This window comes from Streptomyces sp. NBC_01116, assembly GCF_041435495.1.
Classification (GTDB): domain Bacteria; phylum Actinomycetota; class Actinomycetes; order Streptomycetales; family Streptomycetaceae; genus Streptomyces.
On sequence record NZ_CP108644.1, the window covers coordinates 8,333,786 to 8,352,544 of the forward strand.

At 72.1% G+C, this 18,759-nt stretch carries 13 protein-coding genes; 9 read left to right on the plus strand and 4 right to left on the minus strand.

What is annotated here, in order from left to right:
• Positions 1 to 8: 8 nt before the first annotated feature.
• The 5 genes from OG245_RS36110 to OG245_RS36130 are packed head-to-tail and all read left to right on the plus strand — an operon-like array spanning position 9 to position 9,812.
• Positions 9 to 6,377, plus strand: a complete 6,369-nt coding sequence (locus OG245_RS36110; RefSeq protein WP_371627549.1) for a type I polyketide synthase — start codon at positions 9 to 11, stop codon at positions 6,375 to 6,377.
• Between the two features lie 17 nt (positions 6,378 to 6,394).
• Positions 6,395 to 7,264 carry a 3-hydroxyacyl-CoA dehydrogenase family protein gene (locus tag OG245_RS36115; RefSeq protein ID WP_371627550.1) on the plus strand — a complete coding sequence of 290 codons (870 nt, stop codon included), beginning with the start codon at positions 6,395 to 6,397 and terminating at the stop codon, positions 7,262 to 7,264.
• Between the two features lie 22 nt (positions 7,265 to 7,286).
• Entirely contained in the window at positions 7,287 to 7,568 is a 282-nt protein-coding gene (locus OG245_RS36120; RefSeq protein WP_371627551.1) for an acyl carrier protein, read from the plus strand.
• Positions 7,561 to 8,676, plus strand: coding sequence for an acyl-CoA dehydrogenase family protein (locus tag OG245_RS36125; RefSeq protein WP_371627552.1), 1,116 nt, complete (start codon positions 7,561 to 7,563; stop codon positions 8,674 to 8,676). The genes OG245_RS36120 and OG245_RS36125 overlap by 8 nt, the downstream gene beginning before the upstream one ends.
• Positions 8,677 to 8,711: 35 nt before the next feature.
• Entirely contained in the window at positions 8,712 to 9,812 is a 1,101-nt protein-coding gene (locus OG245_RS36130; protein ID WP_371627553.1) for an HAD-IIIC family phosphatase, read from the plus strand.
• A 42-nt stretch (positions 9,813 to 9,854) separates the two neighbouring features.
• Here OG245_RS36130 and OG245_RS36135 read toward each other — a convergent pair whose 3' ends face one another.
• The 3 genes from OG245_RS36135 to OG245_RS36145 all read right to left on the minus strand — a co-directional run bounded on the left by OG245_RS36135 (position 9,855) and on the right by OG245_RS36145 (position 13,058).
• Complete coding sequence (locus OG245_RS36135; protein WP_371627554.1) at positions 9,855 to 10,517, minus strand: O-methyltransferase; 663 nt, start codon at positions 10,515 to 10,517, stop codon at positions 9,855 to 9,857.
• Positions 10,518 to 10,617: 100 nt separating this feature from the next.
• Complete coding sequence (locus tag OG245_RS36140; protein ID WP_371627555.1) at positions 10,618 to 12,501, minus strand: BTAD domain-containing putative transcriptional regulator; 1,884 nt, start codon at positions 12,499 to 12,501, stop codon at positions 10,618 to 10,620.
• Between the two features lie 404 nt (positions 12,502 to 12,905).
• Entirely contained in the window at positions 12,906 to 13,058 is a 153-nt protein-coding gene (locus OG245_RS36145) for a hypothetical protein (protein WP_371627556.1), read from the minus strand.
• A 737-nt stretch (positions 13,059 to 13,795) separates the two neighbouring features.
• Here OG245_RS36145 and OG245_RS36150 point away from each other — a divergent pair.
• From OG245_RS36150 to OG245_RS36165, 4 genes are all read left to right on the plus strand, one after another.
• Complete coding sequence (locus OG245_RS36150) at positions 13,796 to 14,557, plus strand: thioesterase II family protein (RefSeq protein WP_371627557.1); 762 nt, start codon at positions 13,796 to 13,798, stop codon at positions 14,555 to 14,557.
• Positions 14,558 to 14,589: 32 nt separating this feature from the next.
• Positions 14,590 to 14,943 (plus strand): helix-turn-helix transcriptional regulator, encoded by a 354-nt coding sequence (locus OG245_RS36155; protein WP_371627558.1) that lies wholly within the window; start codon positions 14,590 to 14,592, stop codon positions 14,941 to 14,943.
• Between the two features lie 306 nt (positions 14,944 to 15,249).
• Positions 15,250 to 16,212: an ACP S-malonyltransferase gene (locus tag OG245_RS36160; protein ID WP_371627559.1), complete on the plus strand. Its 963-nt coding sequence runs from the start codon at positions 15,250 to 15,252 to the stop codon at positions 16,210 to 16,212.
• Positions 16,209 to 17,288, plus strand: a complete 1,080-nt coding sequence (locus OG245_RS36165) for an arylcarboxylate reductase (protein WP_371627560.1) — start codon at positions 16,209 to 16,211, stop codon at positions 17,286 to 17,288. Before OG245_RS36160 ends, OG245_RS36165 begins: the two co-directional genes overlap by 4 nt.
• Before the next feature lie 237 nt (positions 17,289 to 17,525).
• Here OG245_RS36165 and OG245_RS36170 read toward each other — a convergent pair whose 3' ends face one another.
• Positions 17,526 to 18,758: a hypothetical protein gene (locus tag OG245_RS36170; RefSeq protein ID WP_371627561.1), complete on the minus strand. Its 1,233-nt coding sequence runs from the start codon at positions 18,756 to 18,758 to the stop codon at positions 17,526 to 17,528.
• Position 18,759: the final 1 nt, after the last annotated feature.

Sequence of the window (18,759 nt, forward strand, 5' to 3'; positions counted from 1 at the left end):
CGAACCCCATGCCCACCGACACTGACCAGGTGGTCACCGCCCTGCGTGCCTCGTTGCTGGACAACCAGCGCCTGCGGCAGGAGAACCGACGGCTCCGCGACGACTCCGCCGAGCCCGTCGCCATCGTGGCGATGAGCTGCCGCTACCCCGGCGGCGTGCGTACCCCTGAAGACCTGTGGGAGCTGCTGGTCAAGGAACGCGACGCGGTCTCGCCGTTCCCCACCGACCGCGGCTGGGACGTCGAGGGCGGCTTCGACGCCGACCCCGACGCCCCCGGCACCTTCTACGTCCGTGAAGGCGGCTTCCTCCACGACGCGACCGGCTTCGACCCCGGCTTCTTCGGCATCTCCCCGCGCGAGGCCCTTGCCATGGACCCGCAGCAGCGGCTGCTGCTGGAAGCGTCCTGGGAAGCGGTGGAACGTGCGGGCATCGACCCGACGACCCTGCGCGGCAGCCGCACCGGCGTATACACCGGGGTGATCTACAGCGAATACGCGTCCCGGCTCGACCAGGTGCCCGACGAAGTGGAAGGTTTCCTCGGTACCGGCACCATCCCCAGCGTCGCCTCGGGCCGGATCGCCTACACCCTGGGCCTGGAAGGCCCGGCGGTCACCCTGGACACCGCCTGTTCGTCCTCCCTGGTCGCCGTCCACCTCGCCTGCCAAGGGCTGCGCTCCGGCGACACCACCCTCGCCCTGGCCGGCGGGGTGACCGTGATGTCCACCCCCGGCCTGTACGTCGGATTCAGCCGCCAGCGTGGCCTGGCCCCCGACGGTCGCAGCAAGTCCTTCTCGTCCGCGGCGGACGGCGCCGGGTTCGGGGAGGGACTGGGCCTGCTCCTGCTGGAACGGCTCTCGGACGCCCGGCGCGCGGGGCATCCCGTCCTGGCCGTCATCCGCGGCTCGGCAGTCAACCAGGACGGCGCCAGCAACGGGCTGACCGCGCCGAACGGGCCCGCGCAGCAGCGCGTCATCAGCGGGGCGCTCGCCCGTGCGGGACTCGTCCCGTCAGAGGTGGACATGGTAGAGGCGCACGGCACCGGCACCACGCTCGGCGACCCCATCGAGGCCCAGGCGCTGCTGGCCACGTACGGGCAGGAACGGCCCGCCGGACGTCCGCTGTGGCTGGGATCGCTGAAGTCCAACCTGTCCCACACCCAGGCCGCCGCGGGCGTCGGCGGGGTGATCAAGTCGGTGCTGGCGATGCGGCACGGCCTGATGCCGCGCACCCTGCACGTCGACCGCCCCTCGCCCCGCATCGACTGGACCGAGGGAGCCGTCTCCCTGCTCACCGAGGCCACCCCCTGGCCGGAGACGGGACGGCCGCGCCGGACCGGGGTGTCCTCCTTCGGTGCCAGCGGGACCAACGCCCACATCGTCCTCGAACAGGCCCCCGCCGCCCCGCCCGCCCCCACCGGCCCAACGGCCGCCACCGACAGGCCGGTTGACCGGACCGTCACGCCGGAGCCGGTGCCCACCGCCGTCCCCTGGATACTGTCGGCGCGTACCCCGGATGCGCTGCGCGCGCAGGCGGCGGCGCTGCACGAGCGGGTGGTGGCGGAACCAGGTCTGAGCGTGGTGGACGTGGGTCATTCGCTGGCGGTGGGGCGTTCGCGGTTCGCGGAGCGCGCCGTGGTGGTGGGGGCGGACCGGGATGAGCTGCTGGCCGGTGTCGCCGCCCTGTCACGGGGTGTGGGCTCGTCGGGCGTGGTGGCCGGTGCCGGGCTGCTCCCGGGCCGTTCGGTGCTCGTGTTCCCTGGCCATGGCTCGCAATGGGTGGGGATGGCGGCGGAGCTGCTGGGTGAATCGGAGGTGTTCGCGGAACGGATGGCGGAGTGCGGGCGGGCTCTGGCGCCGTACATCGACTGGTCGTTGGCGGAAGCGCTGGGCTCGGAGCGGCTGCTGGCGCGGGTCGACGTGGTGCAGCCGGTGCTGTGGGCCGTGATGGTGTCGTTGGCGGAGGTGTGGCGTGCGTTCGGCGTCGTTCCGGACGCTGTGGTCGGCCACTCCCAGGGCGAGATCGCGGCCGCTTGCGTGGCGGGCGGCCTGAGCCTCGACGACGGGGCCCGTGTGGTGGCGTTGCGTTCCCGTGCGGTGGGGGTGCTGGCGGGCCGCGGTGGCATGGCCTCGGTGCCGTTGCCGGTGGACGTGGCACGGGAGCGCACCGGCCCGTGGGCGGGCCGGCTGTCGGTGGCCGCGGTCAACGGCCCGTCGTCGACGGTGGTGTCGGGCGACGCGGACGCGGTCACGGCACTGGTGCAGGAACTCCTGGCGGAAGGGGTATGGGCGAGTCCCGTCGAAGTCGACTACGCGTCGCACTCCTCGCACGTGGAGGAGATCCGCGAGCGCCTGCTGTCCGACCTGGACGGCATCACCCCCCTCTCGGGTGCGGTGCCGTACTACTCCAGCGTGACCGGCGGCCTGCTGGACACGAAGGCCCTGGACGCCGAGTACTGGTACCGCAACCTCCGGCAGACCGTCGAGTTCGAGCGGGCGACCCGCTCGCTCCTCGCGGCCGGGCACCGCGTCTTCATCGAGTCCAGCCCCCAGCCCGCCCTGATGTACGGGATCGAGGACACGGCCGCCGACGCGGGCGCCCCGGAGACGCTGGTGCTCGACACCCTGCGGCGCGGGGCCGGAGGGCTCCGCCGGCTCCAGCTCGCCCTCGCCGAGGCACACGTCCGGGGCCTGCGCGTCGACTGGGAGCAGCTGTTCGCGGGAACCGGCGCCCAGCGGGTGGACCTGCCCACCTACGCCTTCCAGAGACGCCGCTACTGGCTCGACGCCCTGCCGGCCGACCGGGACCCGGCGGCCACCGGCCAGTCCGCCGTGGACCACCCGCTGCTCGGCGCCGAGGTCGAACTGCCCGACGACGCGGGCACCCTCTTCACCGGCCGGCTCTCTTCGGCCACACACCCCTGGCTACTCGACCACGCCGTGGCCGGAGCCGTGATCCTGCCCGGCGCGGCCCTCGTGGAGCTGGCCGCGCACGTGGGCCGCCGCCTCGGCTGCGCTCTCGTGGAGGAACTGACCCTCGCCGCCCCGCTGCTGCTGCCAGGCGACGCCGACGACGACCACGCCGTGCAACTGCGCGTACGGGTGGGGGCCGAGGACGGGACGGGGCGGCGCCCGGTGGAGTTCCACTCCCGGCCCGAGGCCACTCCCGGCGCAGCCGCCCGGACCTGGACCCGGCACGCGACCGGCACGGTCGGCCCCCGGGACCCTTCGGCCGACGGGGACGACACGGCCGAACCGGCCGGCGCGTGGCCCCCGCCCGACGCCGTCCCCCTGGACGTGGACGAACTGTACGGGCTGCTCGAAGCCCGGGGCGTCGCCTACGGCCCGGCGTTCCGGGGCCTGCGCGCCGCCTGGCGCACCACGGACACGATCCACGCCGAAGTGGCCCTGCCCGATGACCTCTCCGGTACCGGAGCGGACGGCTTCGCAGTGCACCCGGCCCTCCTGGACGCAGCCCTCCAGACGGCCGGTCTGCGCGAAAGCGCGGGGACCGCGGAGCCCGCTGACGGCGTCCCTCTGCCGTTCTCCTGGCAGCGCGTCGCGATCGAAACCTCCGATGAGCCGGTGCTGCGCGTCCGGCTGCGCCCCGACGGCCCCGACGCCGTCGCCGCGCGGATCACCGACCTCTCGGGGCGTACCGTGGCGACGGTCGGCTCGCTCACCCTGCGCACGGCGTCCACCGCCGCGCTGCGAGCGTCCTCAGGCTCCGTCTTCCACGTCGGCTGGACGCCGGTCACTGCCGGGCCCGGCCCGCGCCCAGTCACCCGCTGGGGCCTCCTCGGCCCGCGGGACGAGCGGCTGCTGCCGGTCGCCTTCCCCGCCGAACCCCGGTCCGCGACACCCGACGCGATGTTGCTGGCCTGCCCCCCGTCCGCCGACACCGTGACCGCGGACGGTGCGACCGCGGACGTTCTTGCCCATGACCAGGACCCCGAGGCGGTGCACGCGGTCGCGTCCGGGGTCCTGGGCCGCATCCAGGCCCACCTGGCCGACGACACCACCGCCCGTACGCCCCTGGTGGTGCTCACCGGGGGTGCGACCGGCCCGCTCGGCGCGCGGCCGCAGCCGGCGGACCTCGGCGCGGCGGCCGTCTGGGGCATCCTGAGGACCGCTCAGCTCGAACACCCCGACCGGTTCGTGCTGCTGGACACCGAAGGGCCGGATCCGGACGGTCTCGGCGACGCGCTCGCCGATCTCCTGGCCACGGGCGAACCACAGGCGGCCCTGCGCGGCGGCGTCCTGTACGCGCCCCGGCTGGTACGGCCGGCGGCCACCACCTCCACCACGCCCCCCGGCCCCGCGACAGCGACCCGGTCGCCAGGCTCGTTCGGGCCGTCCGAGGGGACGGTACTGCTGAGCGGCGGCGGAACTCTCGCGGCCGTCCTGGCACGCCACCTGGTCGCCGCGCACGGGGTACGTCACCTCCTCGTGCTGAGCCGCCGCGGCGCCGCCGCCCCCGGCATGCCGGAGCTGACGGCGGAGCTGGCCGAGGTCGGAGCCGAACTGACCTCCGTCAGCTGCGATGTGTCGGACCGTCAGGCACTGGCCGCCGCCCTCGCGGCCATCCCCGAACGCCATCCGCTGTCCGCCGTGGTCCACACCGCCGGAGTGCTCGACGACGGTCTGCTGGACGGGCTGACGGGGGAGCGGATGGCCGCCGTCCTGCGGCCCAAGTTCGACGCCGCCCGCCACCTCGACCAGCTGACGCGCGGAGCGGACCTCTCGGCGTTCGTCGTCTTCTCCTCCGCCGCGGGCGTACTGGGCAGCCCCGGCCAGGCTTCCTATGCGGCCGCCAACGCCGCGCTCGACGCCCTCACCGCGGAACGCCGACGGCTCGGGCTGCCGGGCCTGTCCCTGGCCTGGGGGCCCTGGGAGCGGGTGAGCGGGATGACGGCGGAGCTCGGCGATGCCGAACGGCGACGCATCGACCGGCGCGGTGCCCGCGGCCTCTCCGACGCTGAGGCCATGGCGCTGCTGGACACCGCGTGCGCCGTGGACGCCGCCCCGCCGGGAGACGGGAGCCCCGTCGTCCTGGCCCACCTCGACCTCAGCGCGCGCGGCGGCGGTCCGGTGCACCCTATGCTGCGCTCCCTGGTCCGGCGCAGCCCGACCGCGACGACCGGAGCGAAGGGGACGCCGACCGCCGCCGCAGCGCTGCGGCACCGGCTCGACACCGCCGCCGACGCACAGGAACGCGAGCTGGTCCTGTGCGAACTCGTCGTCGCCCAGGCCGCCGAAGTCCTCGGCCACACCGACTCAGGGGCGCTGTCCGCGACAGTGCCCTTCCTCTCCGTCGGATTCGACTCGTTGACCGCGGTCGAGCTCCGCAACCGGCTGGCCGCCATCACCGGACTGCGGTTACGGCCCTCCGCCGTCTTCGACAGCGCCACCCCCGCCGCGCTCGCGGCGCGCCTCGCCGCCGAGGCCCCGACGGACACCCCCCGAACCGAAACGGCAACCGGAGACGAAACGGCAACCGGAGCCGGAGCACCCGGCACCGATACCGCCGACACCGACCCGGTGAGCGTGCTGTTCCGCCGGGCCTGCGCACTCGGTCGGATCGACGAGGGCATCGCCCTGATCAAGAACGCCTCAGCCCTGCGCCCGGCCTTCCACAGCGGCAGCGACCTCGCGGCCGCCGGCACCGGGCCGCGGCTGGTGCGCCTGAACGAGCGCGCCGACGCCCCCGTACTCGTCTGCTTCGGCTCCGTCGTCGCCCTCGGCGGCGCCCACCAGTACGCCCGGTTCGCCTCCCGCTTCCGGGACCGATACGCCGTCGTCGCCCTGGACGCCCCCGGGTTCACCCCCGAGGAGGAACTGCCCGCCGACATGCCGGCCCTGCTGGACTTCCAGGCGACGACACTGCTCCGGGAACTGCCCGGACGGACGCTCGTCCTGGTCGGCTCCTCCTCCGGCGGCACGCTCGCCCACGGAGTGGCCGCCGCGCTGGAACAGCGCGGCGGAGGCCCGGCGGCCGTGGTGCTGCTGGACACCTACCTCTCCGACAACCAGGGCATCACCCAGTTCAACGACGTCCTGCTGGGCGGCATGTTCGCCCGCGAGGACCGGGCGGCCCCGATGGACGGAACCCGGCTGACCGCGATGGGCGGCTACTTCCGTCTGCTCGACGACTGGAACCCTCCGGCGGTCCGCGCCCCGCTGCTGGTCGTCCGCGCCTCCACCCCGCTCGGCCGCCCGTCCGCCGAAGCCGGTGACTGGCGCTCGTCCTGGGCCGGTGCCGACACCGTCGTCGACGTTCCCGGAGACCATTTCTCGATCATGGAACAGCATGTCGCGACAACCGGCGACGCCGTCGCCGACTGGCTCGGCACCACTCTCCTCACCCCCGACGACCTGTGACAACGAAGGAGAACCCGTTGACCGCGGCCCCGTACGACGACCCGTCCCAGCGACCCGCCCTCACCGTGTTGGGAGCCGGGGTGATGGGCGTCGGCATCACCGTCCTCGCCCTCGGACACGGCCTGCCGGTCCACCTGGTCGACATCGACCGGGAACGGCTCGACCGAGCCGCGGACCTGATCGACGGCGAACTCCGGTTGGCCGAGCTGATGGGCGCCCTGCCCGCCGGGACGCCCCTCGGAACCCTGGCCACCGACACCTCGTTCAAGGCCGCCGCCGGAGCCACGGCCGTCGTCGAGGCGGTCACCGAGAACGCCGCGATCAAGGCCGCCGTACTGTCCGAGGTCTCCGGACTGGTCCGGCCCGGAACCTTGCTGATCACCAACACCTCCTCCATCCCCGTCGACGAACTGGCCGGGGCCCTGGAGCGGCCGGAAGAACTGGTCGGTACCCACTTCATGAACCCGCCATATCTGATCGGAACCGCCGAAGTGGTCCGCGGCGCCAGGACCGGGGACCCCGCGATGGCCGCCGTGGCGGCCCTGCTCACGGCACTGAGGCGGCGGGCGGTGGTCGTCCGGGACGCACCCGGCTTCGTGACCAGCCGCATCCTGCACCCGATGATCAACGACGCGGCCCGCGTCGTGGAGGAGGGCACGGCGACCGCCGAGGACGTCGACGCTCTGATGCAGGGCTGCCTGGGGCACCCCACCGGCCCGCTGCGCACCGCGGACCTGATCGGCATCGACAATCTCGTCGACTCCCTCACCGTGCTCCACGAACGCACCGGCGACGACGGCTGCCGTCCCACCGAACTGCTGCTCCGGCTGGTCCGCGAGGGCCGGCTGGGCCGTAAGTCCGGACGCGGCTTCTACGACTACACCTGATCACCCCGACGAGGAGACGGCCATGACCACAGCGAACACGCCCAACACCCACGACCTGGAGAAGGAACTGCTGGGATTCCTGGAAGGACGCACCGGAACCGCCTGGGACGCCGATACCGACCTGTTCGACGCCGGCGGCCTGTCGTCCCTGTTCGCCATGCAGGTGGTGGTGCACCTGGAGAAGACCTACGCCATCGCCGTCCGCGGCGCGGACCTGCGGCTTGACAACTTCCGCACCGTACGGCGGATGGCGGAGCTGGTGGACCGGCTCCAGGTGCCCACCGCCGGGGGCCGGCATGGGTGAGGACCTGAGCGGCGCCATGACCTCCGTCACCCTTCGGGTCGGAGACCTGGCGGGGGAGTGGGACCGGACCGGCCTCATCCCGCTGGACCTGCTCCGCGACCTGGGCGCCGAGGGCCGGCTGTGCGCCGAAATTCCGGAGCAGTACGGCGGCTGGGGGCTCAGCAGCTTGCACAGCGGCGCGTACACCGCCCACGTGGGCGGCCTGTGCAGCTCGCTGCGCAGCGTGATGACCTCCCAGGGCATGGCGGCATGGACCATCCAACGCCTGGGCACCGCCGAGCAGTCGGCCGCCCATCTTCCCCAGCTGACCGGCGGCGGACTGGCGGCGGTCGGCTTCAGCGAGCCCGGCGCCGGCAGCGACCTCGCGGCGATGACGACGACCGTCCGCCGCGACGGCGACGCGGTCGTCGTCGACGGACACAAGAAGTGGGTGACCGCCGCCCACTACGCCGACCTGCTGGTCGTCGTCGGCCGCTACGAGGACGGCGCGGTGGCCGTCGTGGTGCCCACCGACACGCCCGGCGTCAGGATCGAGCGGATCGCCGCCCCGCTCGGCTGCCGTGCGGCCGGACACGCGGACGTACATCTCGACGGGGTGCGGCTGCCGGCCGACAGCGTCCTGGGCGGTCACGGGCTGCCGACCGCCCTGCTGGTGACGACCGCGCTGGCCTACGGGCGGATGTCCGTCGCCTGGGGGTGCGTGGGCATCCTGCGGGCCTGTCTGGCTGCGGTCACCGCGCACGCCGCCGGACGGGAGCAGTTCGGCAGACCGCTCGCGGAGCATCAGCTCGTCGCCGGGCACATCGCCGACATCTACACGGCCGAGCAGGTGGCCGCGCGGGTCTGCGAGCACGCCAGCCGCTGCTGGGACGAAGGGTCGCCGGACCAGGTGGTGGCGACCGTACTGGCCAAGCACGTCGGCGCGACGCAGGCCGCCCGGGGCGCGGCGACCGCCGTCCAGGTACTGGCCTCGGCCGGGTCCCGGGACGGGCACGCGGTGGCCCGGGCGTACCGGGACGCCAAGCTCATGGAGATCATCGAGGGCAGCAACGAGCTGTGCCGGCTGATGCTGGCCCAGCACGCCCTCTCCGCCCCGGGGGCACCGTGAGCGGGCCCGCGGCCGACGAGACGAGGAAGGACGACATGGCCGAGACCGTCAAGTGCCTGGTCTGGGACCTGGACGACACCCTCTGGCAGGGCACCCTGCTGGAGGACGGCGAGGTGCACCTGCCGGACGAGGTGCGCAAGGTGGTGATCGAGCTAGACTCCCGCGGCATCCTCCAGTCCATCGCCAGCCGCAACGACCACGAGCACGCCTGGGCCCGGCTGGAGGCATTCGGCGTGGCCGAGTACTTCGTCCTGCCGGAGATCGGGTGGGGCGCCAAGTCCCAGTCGGTGCGCCGGATCGGCGACCGGCTGAACTTCGCGCTCACGACCATCGCCTTCGTCGACGACCGGCCCGCCGAACGGGCCGAAGTGGCCTTCCACCTGCCCGACGTACGGTGCTACCCGGCCGAGCAGGTCCTCGCCCTCCCCGAACTCGCCGAGTTCACCCCGGCGACCAGCACCGTCGACTCCCGGCGGCGCCGCCGGATGTACCAGGCGGGCTTCCGCCGCGAGGCCGAGCGGGCCGCCGCCCCCGGCCCCGACGAGGAGTTCCTGCGCTCCCTGGACCTGCGGATGCGTATCGGCCGGGCCACCGGCGATGAGCTCTCCCGGGTCGAGGAACTCACCCTGCGCACCAGCCAGATGAACGCGACCGGGGTCCACTACCCGGACGCGGTGCTGCGCGGCCTGATCACCGCCCCCCGGCACGAGGTCCTGGTGGTCACCCTCACCGACCGGTTCGGCCCGCACGGCGCGGTCGGCGTCCTGCTCCTGGAGCGGCACCCGGGCCTGTGGCACCTCAAGCTGCTCGCCACCTCCTGCCGGGTCGTCGCCTACGGCGCCGGCGCGACCCTGCTGAACTGGCTGGCCGACGCAGCCGCCCGGTCCGGAGTCCACCTGGTGGCGGACTTCCGGGCTACCGAACGCAACCGGATGATGGAGATCGCCTACCGGTTCGCGGGCCTCGGGGGCCTGGACGAAACCCCGTGCCCGTGCGCCGCCGTCCTCGCACCGGCTCCGGAGAGCACCGGACTCCAGCGCCTCCACCTGGTGCCCGGCCCGCGCGTGGTGTCCACCGTCATGAGCGTGGACGCACCCGACCTGAGCATGCCGGAAGGGGGCCCGGGAACGTCGTGACCGCCGCGGCGGCCGGTGCTCCCGGGCTCCGGCCCCCAACCCTCAGCGCTTGCGGACGAGGGTGATCCCGTCGGCCATCACCAGCAGTGACTGCTCCACCCGAGGGTCCTTGTGCAACACCCGGTTCAGAGCCCGGACCCCGGCGGTCTCCGGGTCCACGGCGGCCGGATCGGCGACCCGGCCGAAGAAGAGGGTGTTGTCGACCACGATCAGACCGCCGGCGCGCAGCAGCGCCAGCGACGTCTCGTAGTAGCCAACGTAGTTGGCCTTGTCCGCGTCGATGAACACCAGGTCGAAGCTCTCCGGCCCGCGCTCCGCCAGCAGTGCGTCCAGGGTCGCGGCGGCATCGCCGATCCGCAGGTCGATCCGCGAGTCGACCCCGTCCCGCTTCCAGAAGTCGGCGCCGATGGCCGGCCACCGGTCGTCGATGTCGCAGGACACCAGCACGCCGTCGGCCGGGAGCGCGCGGGCCATGCACAGGGTGCTGTAGCCGGTGAAGGTGCCGATCTCCAGCACTGCCCGCGCCCCCGTCAATCCGACCAGCAGGGCGAGCAGTTGGCCCTCCTCCGCCATCACCTGCATGGCGGTCCCGCCCGGCAGGTCCGCGGTGGTCTCCCGCAGCTCCCTGAGGAGATCGTCGTCACGGAGGGAGACCTTCCGGACGTAGGCGAGAAGGTCGTGGGTCGCTGCTGTCTGGTCGGCCATGGCGCGAGTGTCCTCTCGAAGGGGATCGGGTCGAAGGAGATCGGGTCGAAAGGATCGGGGCGAGGGGGACAGGGCCGCCGGGTACCCGTCACCGGGACGGTCACCCGGCGCGCATGTACGGGTGACCGTGCTGCCGTACGGCGACTGCCTGTGCCCGCTCGCGGGCGTACGCCCGTAGCAGCGCGTCCAGTTGGTAGTGGCCCGCCGTCGGCGCACCCAGCAGATTCGCCTCGACCAGGGAGTCCAGGGCCTCCTCAGCCTGTGCCTCGGAACAGCCGGTCATCACGGCGACCCTGCTGCTGGAGACCGAACACGCTCCGGCGGCTCCCAGTGCGGTGAACACCTCGGCCGGGTCGACCCCGGCCGGCGCCGTCCGTTGGAGCCCGGCGTGGTCGGCGTCGAGGCAGGGCCGCACACCGAGGTCGCCCGCGCACAGTTCGTCCAGCAGCCGCGGGGCCTCCGTGAGCCGCCGGGCGAAGTGCCCGATGCTCCAGTGCGGGCGCTCCAGCAGCCGGGTCCCCGCGATGCGGATCGCCAGCGGCAGGCCCGCGCAGACCGTCAGCACCGTACGGGCCGCACGCGGTTCGACACCGACCCTGTCCGGGCCGACGATGCTGCCCAGCAGTTCCAGCGACCCGGCCTTGTCCAGCGGGCCGAGCAGAAGGGTGCGCGCCCCCTCCAGATCGGCCAGCCGCCGTCTGCTGGTCACCAGCAGTCTGCTGCTGCCGCTGCCCGGTATCAGTGGCCGCACCTGCGCGGTGCTGGAGGCGTTGTCGAGTACCACCAGCAGGCGGCGGCCCGCGGTGAGCGAGCGGTAGAGGCTCTCCCGTTCCGACTCCTCCTCGGGTATCTCGCCCCGGGGCACACCGAGGTCCGCCAGAAACCGCGGCAGCACCGCCCGGGAGGTCAGTGGGCGCTCCGCTCCGCCGAGATCCGCATAGAGCTGGCCGTGCGTCGAGGAATCGCGCACGGCGTGCGCCGCGTGCAGGGCCAAGGCGCTCTTGCCGATACCGCCCCGGCCGGTCACCACTGCCGTCGCCACCATGCCCGCGGGCATCGTGCCGTTCGTGAGGAAGCGCTGCAGCCGCGCCAGCGCATCGGAGCGGGCCGACAGCGGCAGCGGCACCGAGGGAAGCTGCGCCGGACTGGGCCAGCAGGACCTTTCCCAGGCAGCGGCCGACGCCGGTGCGACGGCCGCCTCCGGGGCCTTCGCGGGGTGCTCCAGCGGGTCAGGCGTACGAGGCCGGTCGCGGGCCGAGAGGATGTGCCGGTGGACCTCGCACAGATCGGCGCTCGGCTCGGCGCCGAGCTGCTCGACGAGCAGTGTCCGGGTGCGCCGGTAGAGATCCAGGGCCTCCGACTGCCGGCCCGAGCGGAACAGCGCAAGCATCAGCTTGCCCACCAGGGCCTCCCGTAAGGGGTGCTTCCGCACCAGCCGCACCAGCTCCGGCACGACCTTGGCGTGCCGGAGCAGCGCCAGCTCCGCGTCGAACCGCAGCTCCATGGTCTGCAGGCGGAGCTCCTGGAGATAGCGGCCCTCCACATCGCGCAGCGTCCGCGACGGGATGTCCGCCAAAGGCTCCTCGCGCCACAGGGCGAGTGCCTCGGCCAGCTCGGCGGAGGAGCTCTCCAGGTCTCCGCGCTCGGCCAGCTCCGCCGCGCGCCGGCGGTGGGCCGTGAACTGTCCGAGATCGCTCTCGTGCTCGCCGAGTTCCAGGAGGTAGCCGGGGGCCCGGGTAAGGATGCGGGCGGAGGCGTGCTCGCCCAGCGACTGCCGCAGGCGCATCACGTAGGTGCGGACGGTCGCGGCGGCACTCGGCGGCGGGGCGCCGTCCCAGACGTACTCGGCGATCCGGTCGACCGAGATCACCCGGTTGGCGTTGAGGAGGAGCGCCGCCATGACCACGCGTTGCCTCGGCGCCGACACGTGCACCTCACGCGCGTTCAACCGGACGGAAAGCGGGCCCAGCAACAGAAAGTTCACGGGAGTCCTCTTCATCGCACGACCGGTGGGCAAGACTGCTTCCAGCGTCTTGGGTGACCAGGTAGGGGTCAACGCGGTCCTGTCGTATCTAGATGTATTCCTAGAGCGCAGGTCTTGCGCTCATGCCGGGTTTACGCTGCGCGGCACCACAACGCAGGCCGGATCAGGACCAGGCCGCCCATCACGGCCCAGCGGCCCGTGAAACCGCTCACCACCGCACCGCCGTCGGCCCGGTGACCCGGCACCATCAGCGTGGCCGGGAACACCCCCGTGCGGGATCCAGCCGCACGAATGCGTCGAGGATGTCCAACGGCCGCCCCGTCAGAGGGAACCACGCCTTGTACACGGACTCCTTCACCTCGACCGCCGTCGACAACAGGTCTTCGATCACCGGCCGACGCCCGTCACCGCTGCTCCCCGGACGGGAAGCCCTCGCGCAGCAGCGGATCGGGCTTGCCCCACCACTTCCATTCGCGCGGATACCCGAGGGACACCTCTTGATGCCGCACCCCGGCCGCGCGGATGGTCCGCGGAATGTGCAGGTGCCCGTAGACCACGGCGGAGGGCAGTCCGCGCTCGCGCTGTGGTGCGGGGCCACGGCGCGAACTTCGGATGACGCAGCACCTCTGTCGGCTCCTTGATCAGGGGGAAATGATTCACCAGCAGCGCCGGCACCCGCCGGATCGCAGGCGGCCTGGCGCGCCTGGGTACGGGCGACCCGCGCGCGGCACCAGTCGGCCCGCGTCGGATACGGGTCCGGGTGCAGCAGGAACGCGTCGCTGCACACCACGCCGGCGGCCTCCGCCAGGGCCGGCGCCGTCCCCGCGTCCACCATCCCGGGCGGCCGGAAGCTGTAGTCGTACAGGAGGAATGCTCTCCGGACGCGCGACATGGAGATCGCTGACGGCGTACAGCCTTGCCATGAGGTGTCCTCGCCTCCTCGGCCGGATTCGCGGTGCGCGTCCGGCTGCCGCGACCGTTGCTGCTGAGTCGGAGCCAAGTAGATCCCACAGGATCGCTCCGCACCGCAACGTTCTCGCCATTCACCGAAGAAACAGCCGAAATTGAACCCGGACATGCGTGGCCGGATGTGCCCCGATGCAGACTTGCTGAAATTCAGAGGGACATGGCAGGCTGCCATATGCGGTGCCCGTGACTCGCCGATCATCGCCGATCGGCGCTCCCGGTATTAGCGCGTACCAGCCGACCCACCGGTGCGGAGGGTGTCACACGTGATCACCGCACCCCGCCCATCGGCACTGCGTGGATTCCGAGAAAGGAATGAAAGGCCGATATGACCTCGCTCTCCTTGGATAGCGACCTGTGGTGCCGTCGTTTCCATCCCTCGCCGATGGCCACGCGCCGACTGGTCTGCTTTCCGCACGCCGGCGGATCGGCGAGTTTCTACTTTCCGGTATCCGCCGCACTGCGCGGCCCGGTCGACCTCCTGGCCGTGCAGTACCCCGGGAGGCAGGACCGCCGGGAGGAACCTGGGGTCCAGGACCTGCACCGCTTGGCCGACGAAGTGTTCGAAGCGCTGCGCCGCTGGGACGACCTCCCTCTGACCTTCTTCGGGCACAGTATGGGCGCGCTCGTCGCCTTCGAGGTGGCCCGGCGGATCGAGCGCGGGGGCGGCCGGATGGACCACCTCTTCGTCTCGGGCCGCAAGGGGCCGTCCGCGGACCGGCCTGAGTTCTCCCGCCCACTTGACGACGAGGGCATCGTGGCCGAGGTCAGGGCCATGAGCGGCACCGACGTCCGGCTCCTGGAGGACGAGGAACTGCTGCGGATGGTGCTGCCCGTGCTGCGCGCCGACTACCGGGCCCTGGGGGGCTACCGGGCCGACCGCGACGCCGCGGTCACCTGCCCGGTCACGGCTGTGGTGGGGGACCAGGACCCCTGGACACCTGTCCCCGAGGCCGCGCACTGGCGCGACCGCACGACGGCCGCGTTCGACCTCAAGGTCTTCCCCGGCGGGCACTTCTACCTCAGCAGCCGGGCGAACGAGGTGACCGGCATGCTCCGTGACCACCTCGCCGGCACACTGCGCACCTGAGACCACGGACGACAGAGAAGGGGGACCCGGAAGTGACACCGTCAGCGACCTCTGAGGAGATCAAGCCCGCGCAGCGGCCGCCGAGGTCGAAAGCCGCCGGCGGCGCCGGTCCGGCGGGCGGGGGCCCGTCCGGCGGCGCGTGCGTCCGGCGGCTGACCGCCGTGGATGTCCGCATCCTGGAAGGTGTCGCGGTCGGCACCTCGACCGTCCGGCTGGCGGCATCGCTCTATCTGAGCCCGCAGGGCATCGAGTACCGCATCGGGCTGATGATGCGCCATTTCCAGGCCGCGAACCGGCCCGCTCTGGTCTCCCGGGCGCACTCCCTCGGTGTGCTGAGCGTCGGGGCATGGCCACCCCGCGTCCTCCCGGAATTCCTTGAGTCCTAGAAGAGGGCGGGGTGCACTGTTCGGAAGAGGGCAGAGCGTACTGTTCCTCGATCTCCCTCCGTGAGATCCCTCCCGGAGGGAGTGTCGAAAGTGTCCCTTCCGGAGGTGGAAAATAGACCCCGTCGGCATGATGCCGGAGATTTTCCCAGGCCCCGATATCATATCGATATCGCGTCAAGAGACAGGTTCTCGAAGGTCCGGCCGAACTCCGGATTCTGCGCATTGTGTTGTCAGGCTTACTTCCGCCGCACTACGCTCGGTCCGCACCACCGCCCCCTCCTTTCCCACCAATTCACAGGAGCTGTCATGAGTCTGGGGTACCTGTTCGGCGGCGGCGTCGGGACCGAGCCGCACGGCTTGGAGCTCTACCGGACCTACGAGGTCGTGCAGGGCTGGTACGAACAGGTCTCCGCGTGGACCGGGCTGACGGTCGGACAGATCCTGGAGGAAGACCTTCCGACCGCCCGGGAGGAGCGCCAGAGCGTCGGCACCATCCGCGAAGCCGCCCTCGCGATCGGCGTACACGACGTACTCGCCTCGTTCAACCTGCGCCCCGCAGCCATCGGCGGCCTCAGCCTCGGCGCGATGACCGCCAGCTGCCTCGCCGGATCGCTGGGGCGACGGGAGCTGTTCGAGATGCTGGCCGGCTCCCGCGACACCCCGGAACCGCCCGCCGAAGACCCGCAGCAGGGAATAGCCATCGCCTTCGGCTCGCTCGCCGAAGGCGCCCCCTCCCACCCGGGCGAGAGTGTCCCCGGTATCTACCTGGCGGGCGACTTCGGCCCCACGGCCGACGGCACCCAGCGCATCATGATGCTCGCCGGCCACACCGAAGCACTCGGCGTGCTCGCCGCCGAGGTCCCACCGGGAACGGTCGTCCCGCTCCCCGGACGCACCATTGCCGTCCATACCCCGCTGCGTCGGCCCTACCGCGACTTCATGGCCCCGAGGATCGATGCGATCCCCTTCACCGACCCCGAGATCCCCTTGCTGTCCTGCCTGGAGCCCAAGGTCCTGCGCACCGCAGCCGACGTCAGGGACCTCTTCCAGCGCAACTCCACAGACCCGATCAGCCTGGTCGACGTCTATGGCGGGATGAAGGAGCAGGGTGTACAACTCGGGCTGGTGATGGGCCCCTCGATACCCGAGGGCATCCTCGCGTTTCCCTTCCCGGTGGTGCACATCGAGCAGCCCGAGCACATCGAACAGGCCCTGACCACCGCCTACGACCTCGGCATCGACCTCTCCGGCGCCTCGGCCCTGTCATGACCGCCGCCACCCGAGCCGACCCCGACGCCCAGATCGCGCGATGGCTGGACACCGACCTCGACGAGTGGACCCGCACCGTGGTCCGACGGCACTTCGACCCGGTGTCCGGAAGTCCCTACTGGCTCGGGCAGGCTCCCCGGCTGGACTTCGACCCCCGCGACATCACCCGCTACGACCAGCTCGGAGCCTTCGGCCCGTTCCCGCTCGACCGGCTGCGCGAGGAGGACCCCGGAGACCTCGTCCCGCTGTCGGCGCCCAGGCCGCTCGCCGGACGGATCTGGGACAGCGGAGGCACCACCGGAACCCCCTGCCGGGCGTTCTACACCCCAGACATGCTGCTGCACAGGGCGCTCTGGCGCCGCTGGTCCTTCGTACGGGAAGGATTCGCACCGGGCCGCACCTGGCTGCAGGCCACCCCCACCGGACCGCACCTGATCGGGAACGGAGTCCGGGAGGTCTCCGAACTCCACGCCGGCCAGGTGTACGCCGTGGACATGGACCCCCGGTGGGTCAAGCGCCTCATCCGGGCGGGACGCCTGGCCGAGGTCGGCGACTACACCACCCACCTGCTGGAGCAGATCACCGACGTCCTCAAGCAGGGCCGGGTCCACTACCTCAACACCACCCCGGCCCTCTTCCAGGCCCTCCGCGAGCGCCGGCCCGAACTGGTCGCCGCCCTGGACGGCGTACGCCTGAGCGGCACCCAGATCAGCGCCGACATGTACCGGACCTTCACCACCGCCCTGCAGGGCGGGATCTGCGGACTGACCTACGGCAACACCTTCGGCAACGCGGCCTGCCTGGACATCGAGCACGACGGCGAGCTGATCAGCTACGTTCCGAACTACCCCCAGGTCACCATGGCGGTGGTCGACAAGGGCGACCTCTCGACCCCGGTCGACCCCGGCACGGTCGGCCGGGTCCAACTCACTGTCCTCCACGAGGACCTCTTCCTCCCCAACATCCTGGAACGCGACCAGGCCCTCCGCCATCCGACCGACCACTGGCCCACCGACGGCGTCGCCAACGTCCGCCCCCTCCAGACCACCAATTCGTCCCCCGAGGGCCTCTACTGACCCGTCGCCCCTGGGCAACGGCACGTTACCGGGGGCATCCGCCCCGGGCTGTCGGCGAGTGAGCCCTTTCCAACCTGACGGCGGGGTTGTGGTGTTGGTCGCTGCGTCGGCGAGCAGGCCATGGCCGTGCTGAAGGCTTGGCGCCTCCTTACGTGCAGAAAGCACGCCCATATGGGAGCCGCGCATAGCCCGCCCACCACTGGGCAGCCCTGCCCTACGGCTTACCCCCGGAGAGGATCATGGCAGGGCTGACCTGCGATCATCCTCGTGGCCGGTCACTCGGCCGGGAGTGAGGAGGTGGGTTTCGTAGGTGTGATGGTGGCGGGTGGTGGTGCGGTGATGGAGCAGTGCAGCTGCTCGGGCGGGTTCGCCGGCATCGGCAAGGGCGCGGGCGAGGGTGTCCTGGATGATCTCTCGTTCCACCCGTACGCCGCCGATGCGCTCCGCTCTCTCGCCGAGCGAGCTGAGCAGGTCGGCTGCTGCCCGGGGGCGGCCGGCGGTGATGTCGGCCAGGGCTCGGGCCACGGGTGCCAGGACGTCGCGGTAGTCGGGACGTTCGTCGTCGCCGGCCCGCCTGGCGAGGGCGAGCAGGTCCTCGGTAGCGGCCTCCACCGCGAGGGCGAGCGCGAGATTGAAGGTGTGGAAGATCTCTGCCATACCGCCCGGGGCGGTGAGAAGTTCCCTGACGTGTTCGAGATCGCTCCGGCCGGCCGGTGCCTGTCCGACGAGCAGCAGGCGCCAGTTCGTCGCTGCCCGCATCCCGACATCCTCATAGGCGAGTGCTGTATCGGCCCGGCGGCGGGCGTCGGGGAAGTCGCCGCAGGCGATGGACTGCAGTGCGGCGTGCCAGTTGAGGTGGCGGGTGTGCATGGCGTCCGGGTCGGCCGCCAGCCACTGGTCGAGGAAGCTGACCGAGGCGGGGCCTGCGCCCAGTTCGTGTCCGGCGTGTGCGAGAGCGTGTGCGGCGACGCCCGAGCGCGGGTGCAGGGTCAGCGCCAGCTCGGCAAGGCCGTGTGCTTCACGGGCCCGTCCCTGCTCGGCCCGGATCGCTGCGAGCCAGCTCGTCCACGGCCAGTTGTCCGGTCCGGCCAGTTCCCATTGCGATTCCACCAGGAGCTCGCCCTGCGCACGGTAGGCGTCGTCTCCGCATTCGGCGAAGACACCCATGAGCAGCCCGGCCTGCTCGTCGGTGGGCCAACGGGCGAAGTGGCCCACCAGGTGATCGGCAGTCAGTCGGTGATGCCGGTGCGTGTGCAGGAAGACGCCGTGGACAAGGCTTGTCTCCCGTGGGCCGGCCAAGCGGGCGTCCCGGTGGGCGATCACCAGCTGTTCCCGCAGGTCCTCGTCGCCAAGCCGGTCGGCCGTCACCAGGGTGAGCAGTCCGCGGGCGACTCCGCAGTCCGGCTCACGGTGCACCCACTGCTGCAGGAGAGGTAGCGCCCTGCCGCTCAAGGACAGCAGTTCGGACACT

Excerpts from the sequence above, each read along its gene's own strand:
- OG245_RS36125 (WP_371627552.1), top strand. The coding sequence starts at position 7,561 with ATGGGTGAGGACCTGAGCGGCGCCATGACCTCCGTCACCCTTCGGGTC.
- OG245_RS36150 (WP_371627557.1), top strand. The coding sequence starts at position 13,796 with ATGACCTCGCTCTCCTTGGATAGCGACCTGTGGTGCCGTCGTTTCCAT.
- OG245_RS36120 (WP_371627551.1), top strand. The coding sequence starts at position 7,287 with ATGACCACAGCGAACACGCCCAACACCCACGACCTGGAGAAGGAACTG.
- OG245_RS36135 (WP_371627554.1), bottom strand. The coding sequence starts at position 10,517 with ATGGCCGACCAGACAGCAGCGACCCACGACCTTCTCGCCTACGTCCGG.
- OG245_RS36130 (WP_371627553.1), top strand. The coding sequence starts at position 8,712 with ATGGCCGAGACCGTCAAGTGCCTGGTCTGGGACCTGGACGACACCCTC.
- OG245_RS36110 (WP_371627549.1), top strand. The coding sequence starts at position 9 with ATGCCCACCGACACTGACCAGGTGGTCACCGCCCTGCGTGCCTCGTTG.
- OG245_RS36160 (WP_371627559.1), top strand. The coding sequence starts at position 15,250 with ATGAGTCTGGGGTACCTGTTCGGCGGCGGCGTCGGGACCGAGCCGCAC.
- OG245_RS36165 (WP_371627560.1), top strand. The coding sequence starts at position 16,209 with ATGACCGCCGCCACCCGAGCCGACCCCGACGCCCAGATCGCGCGATGG.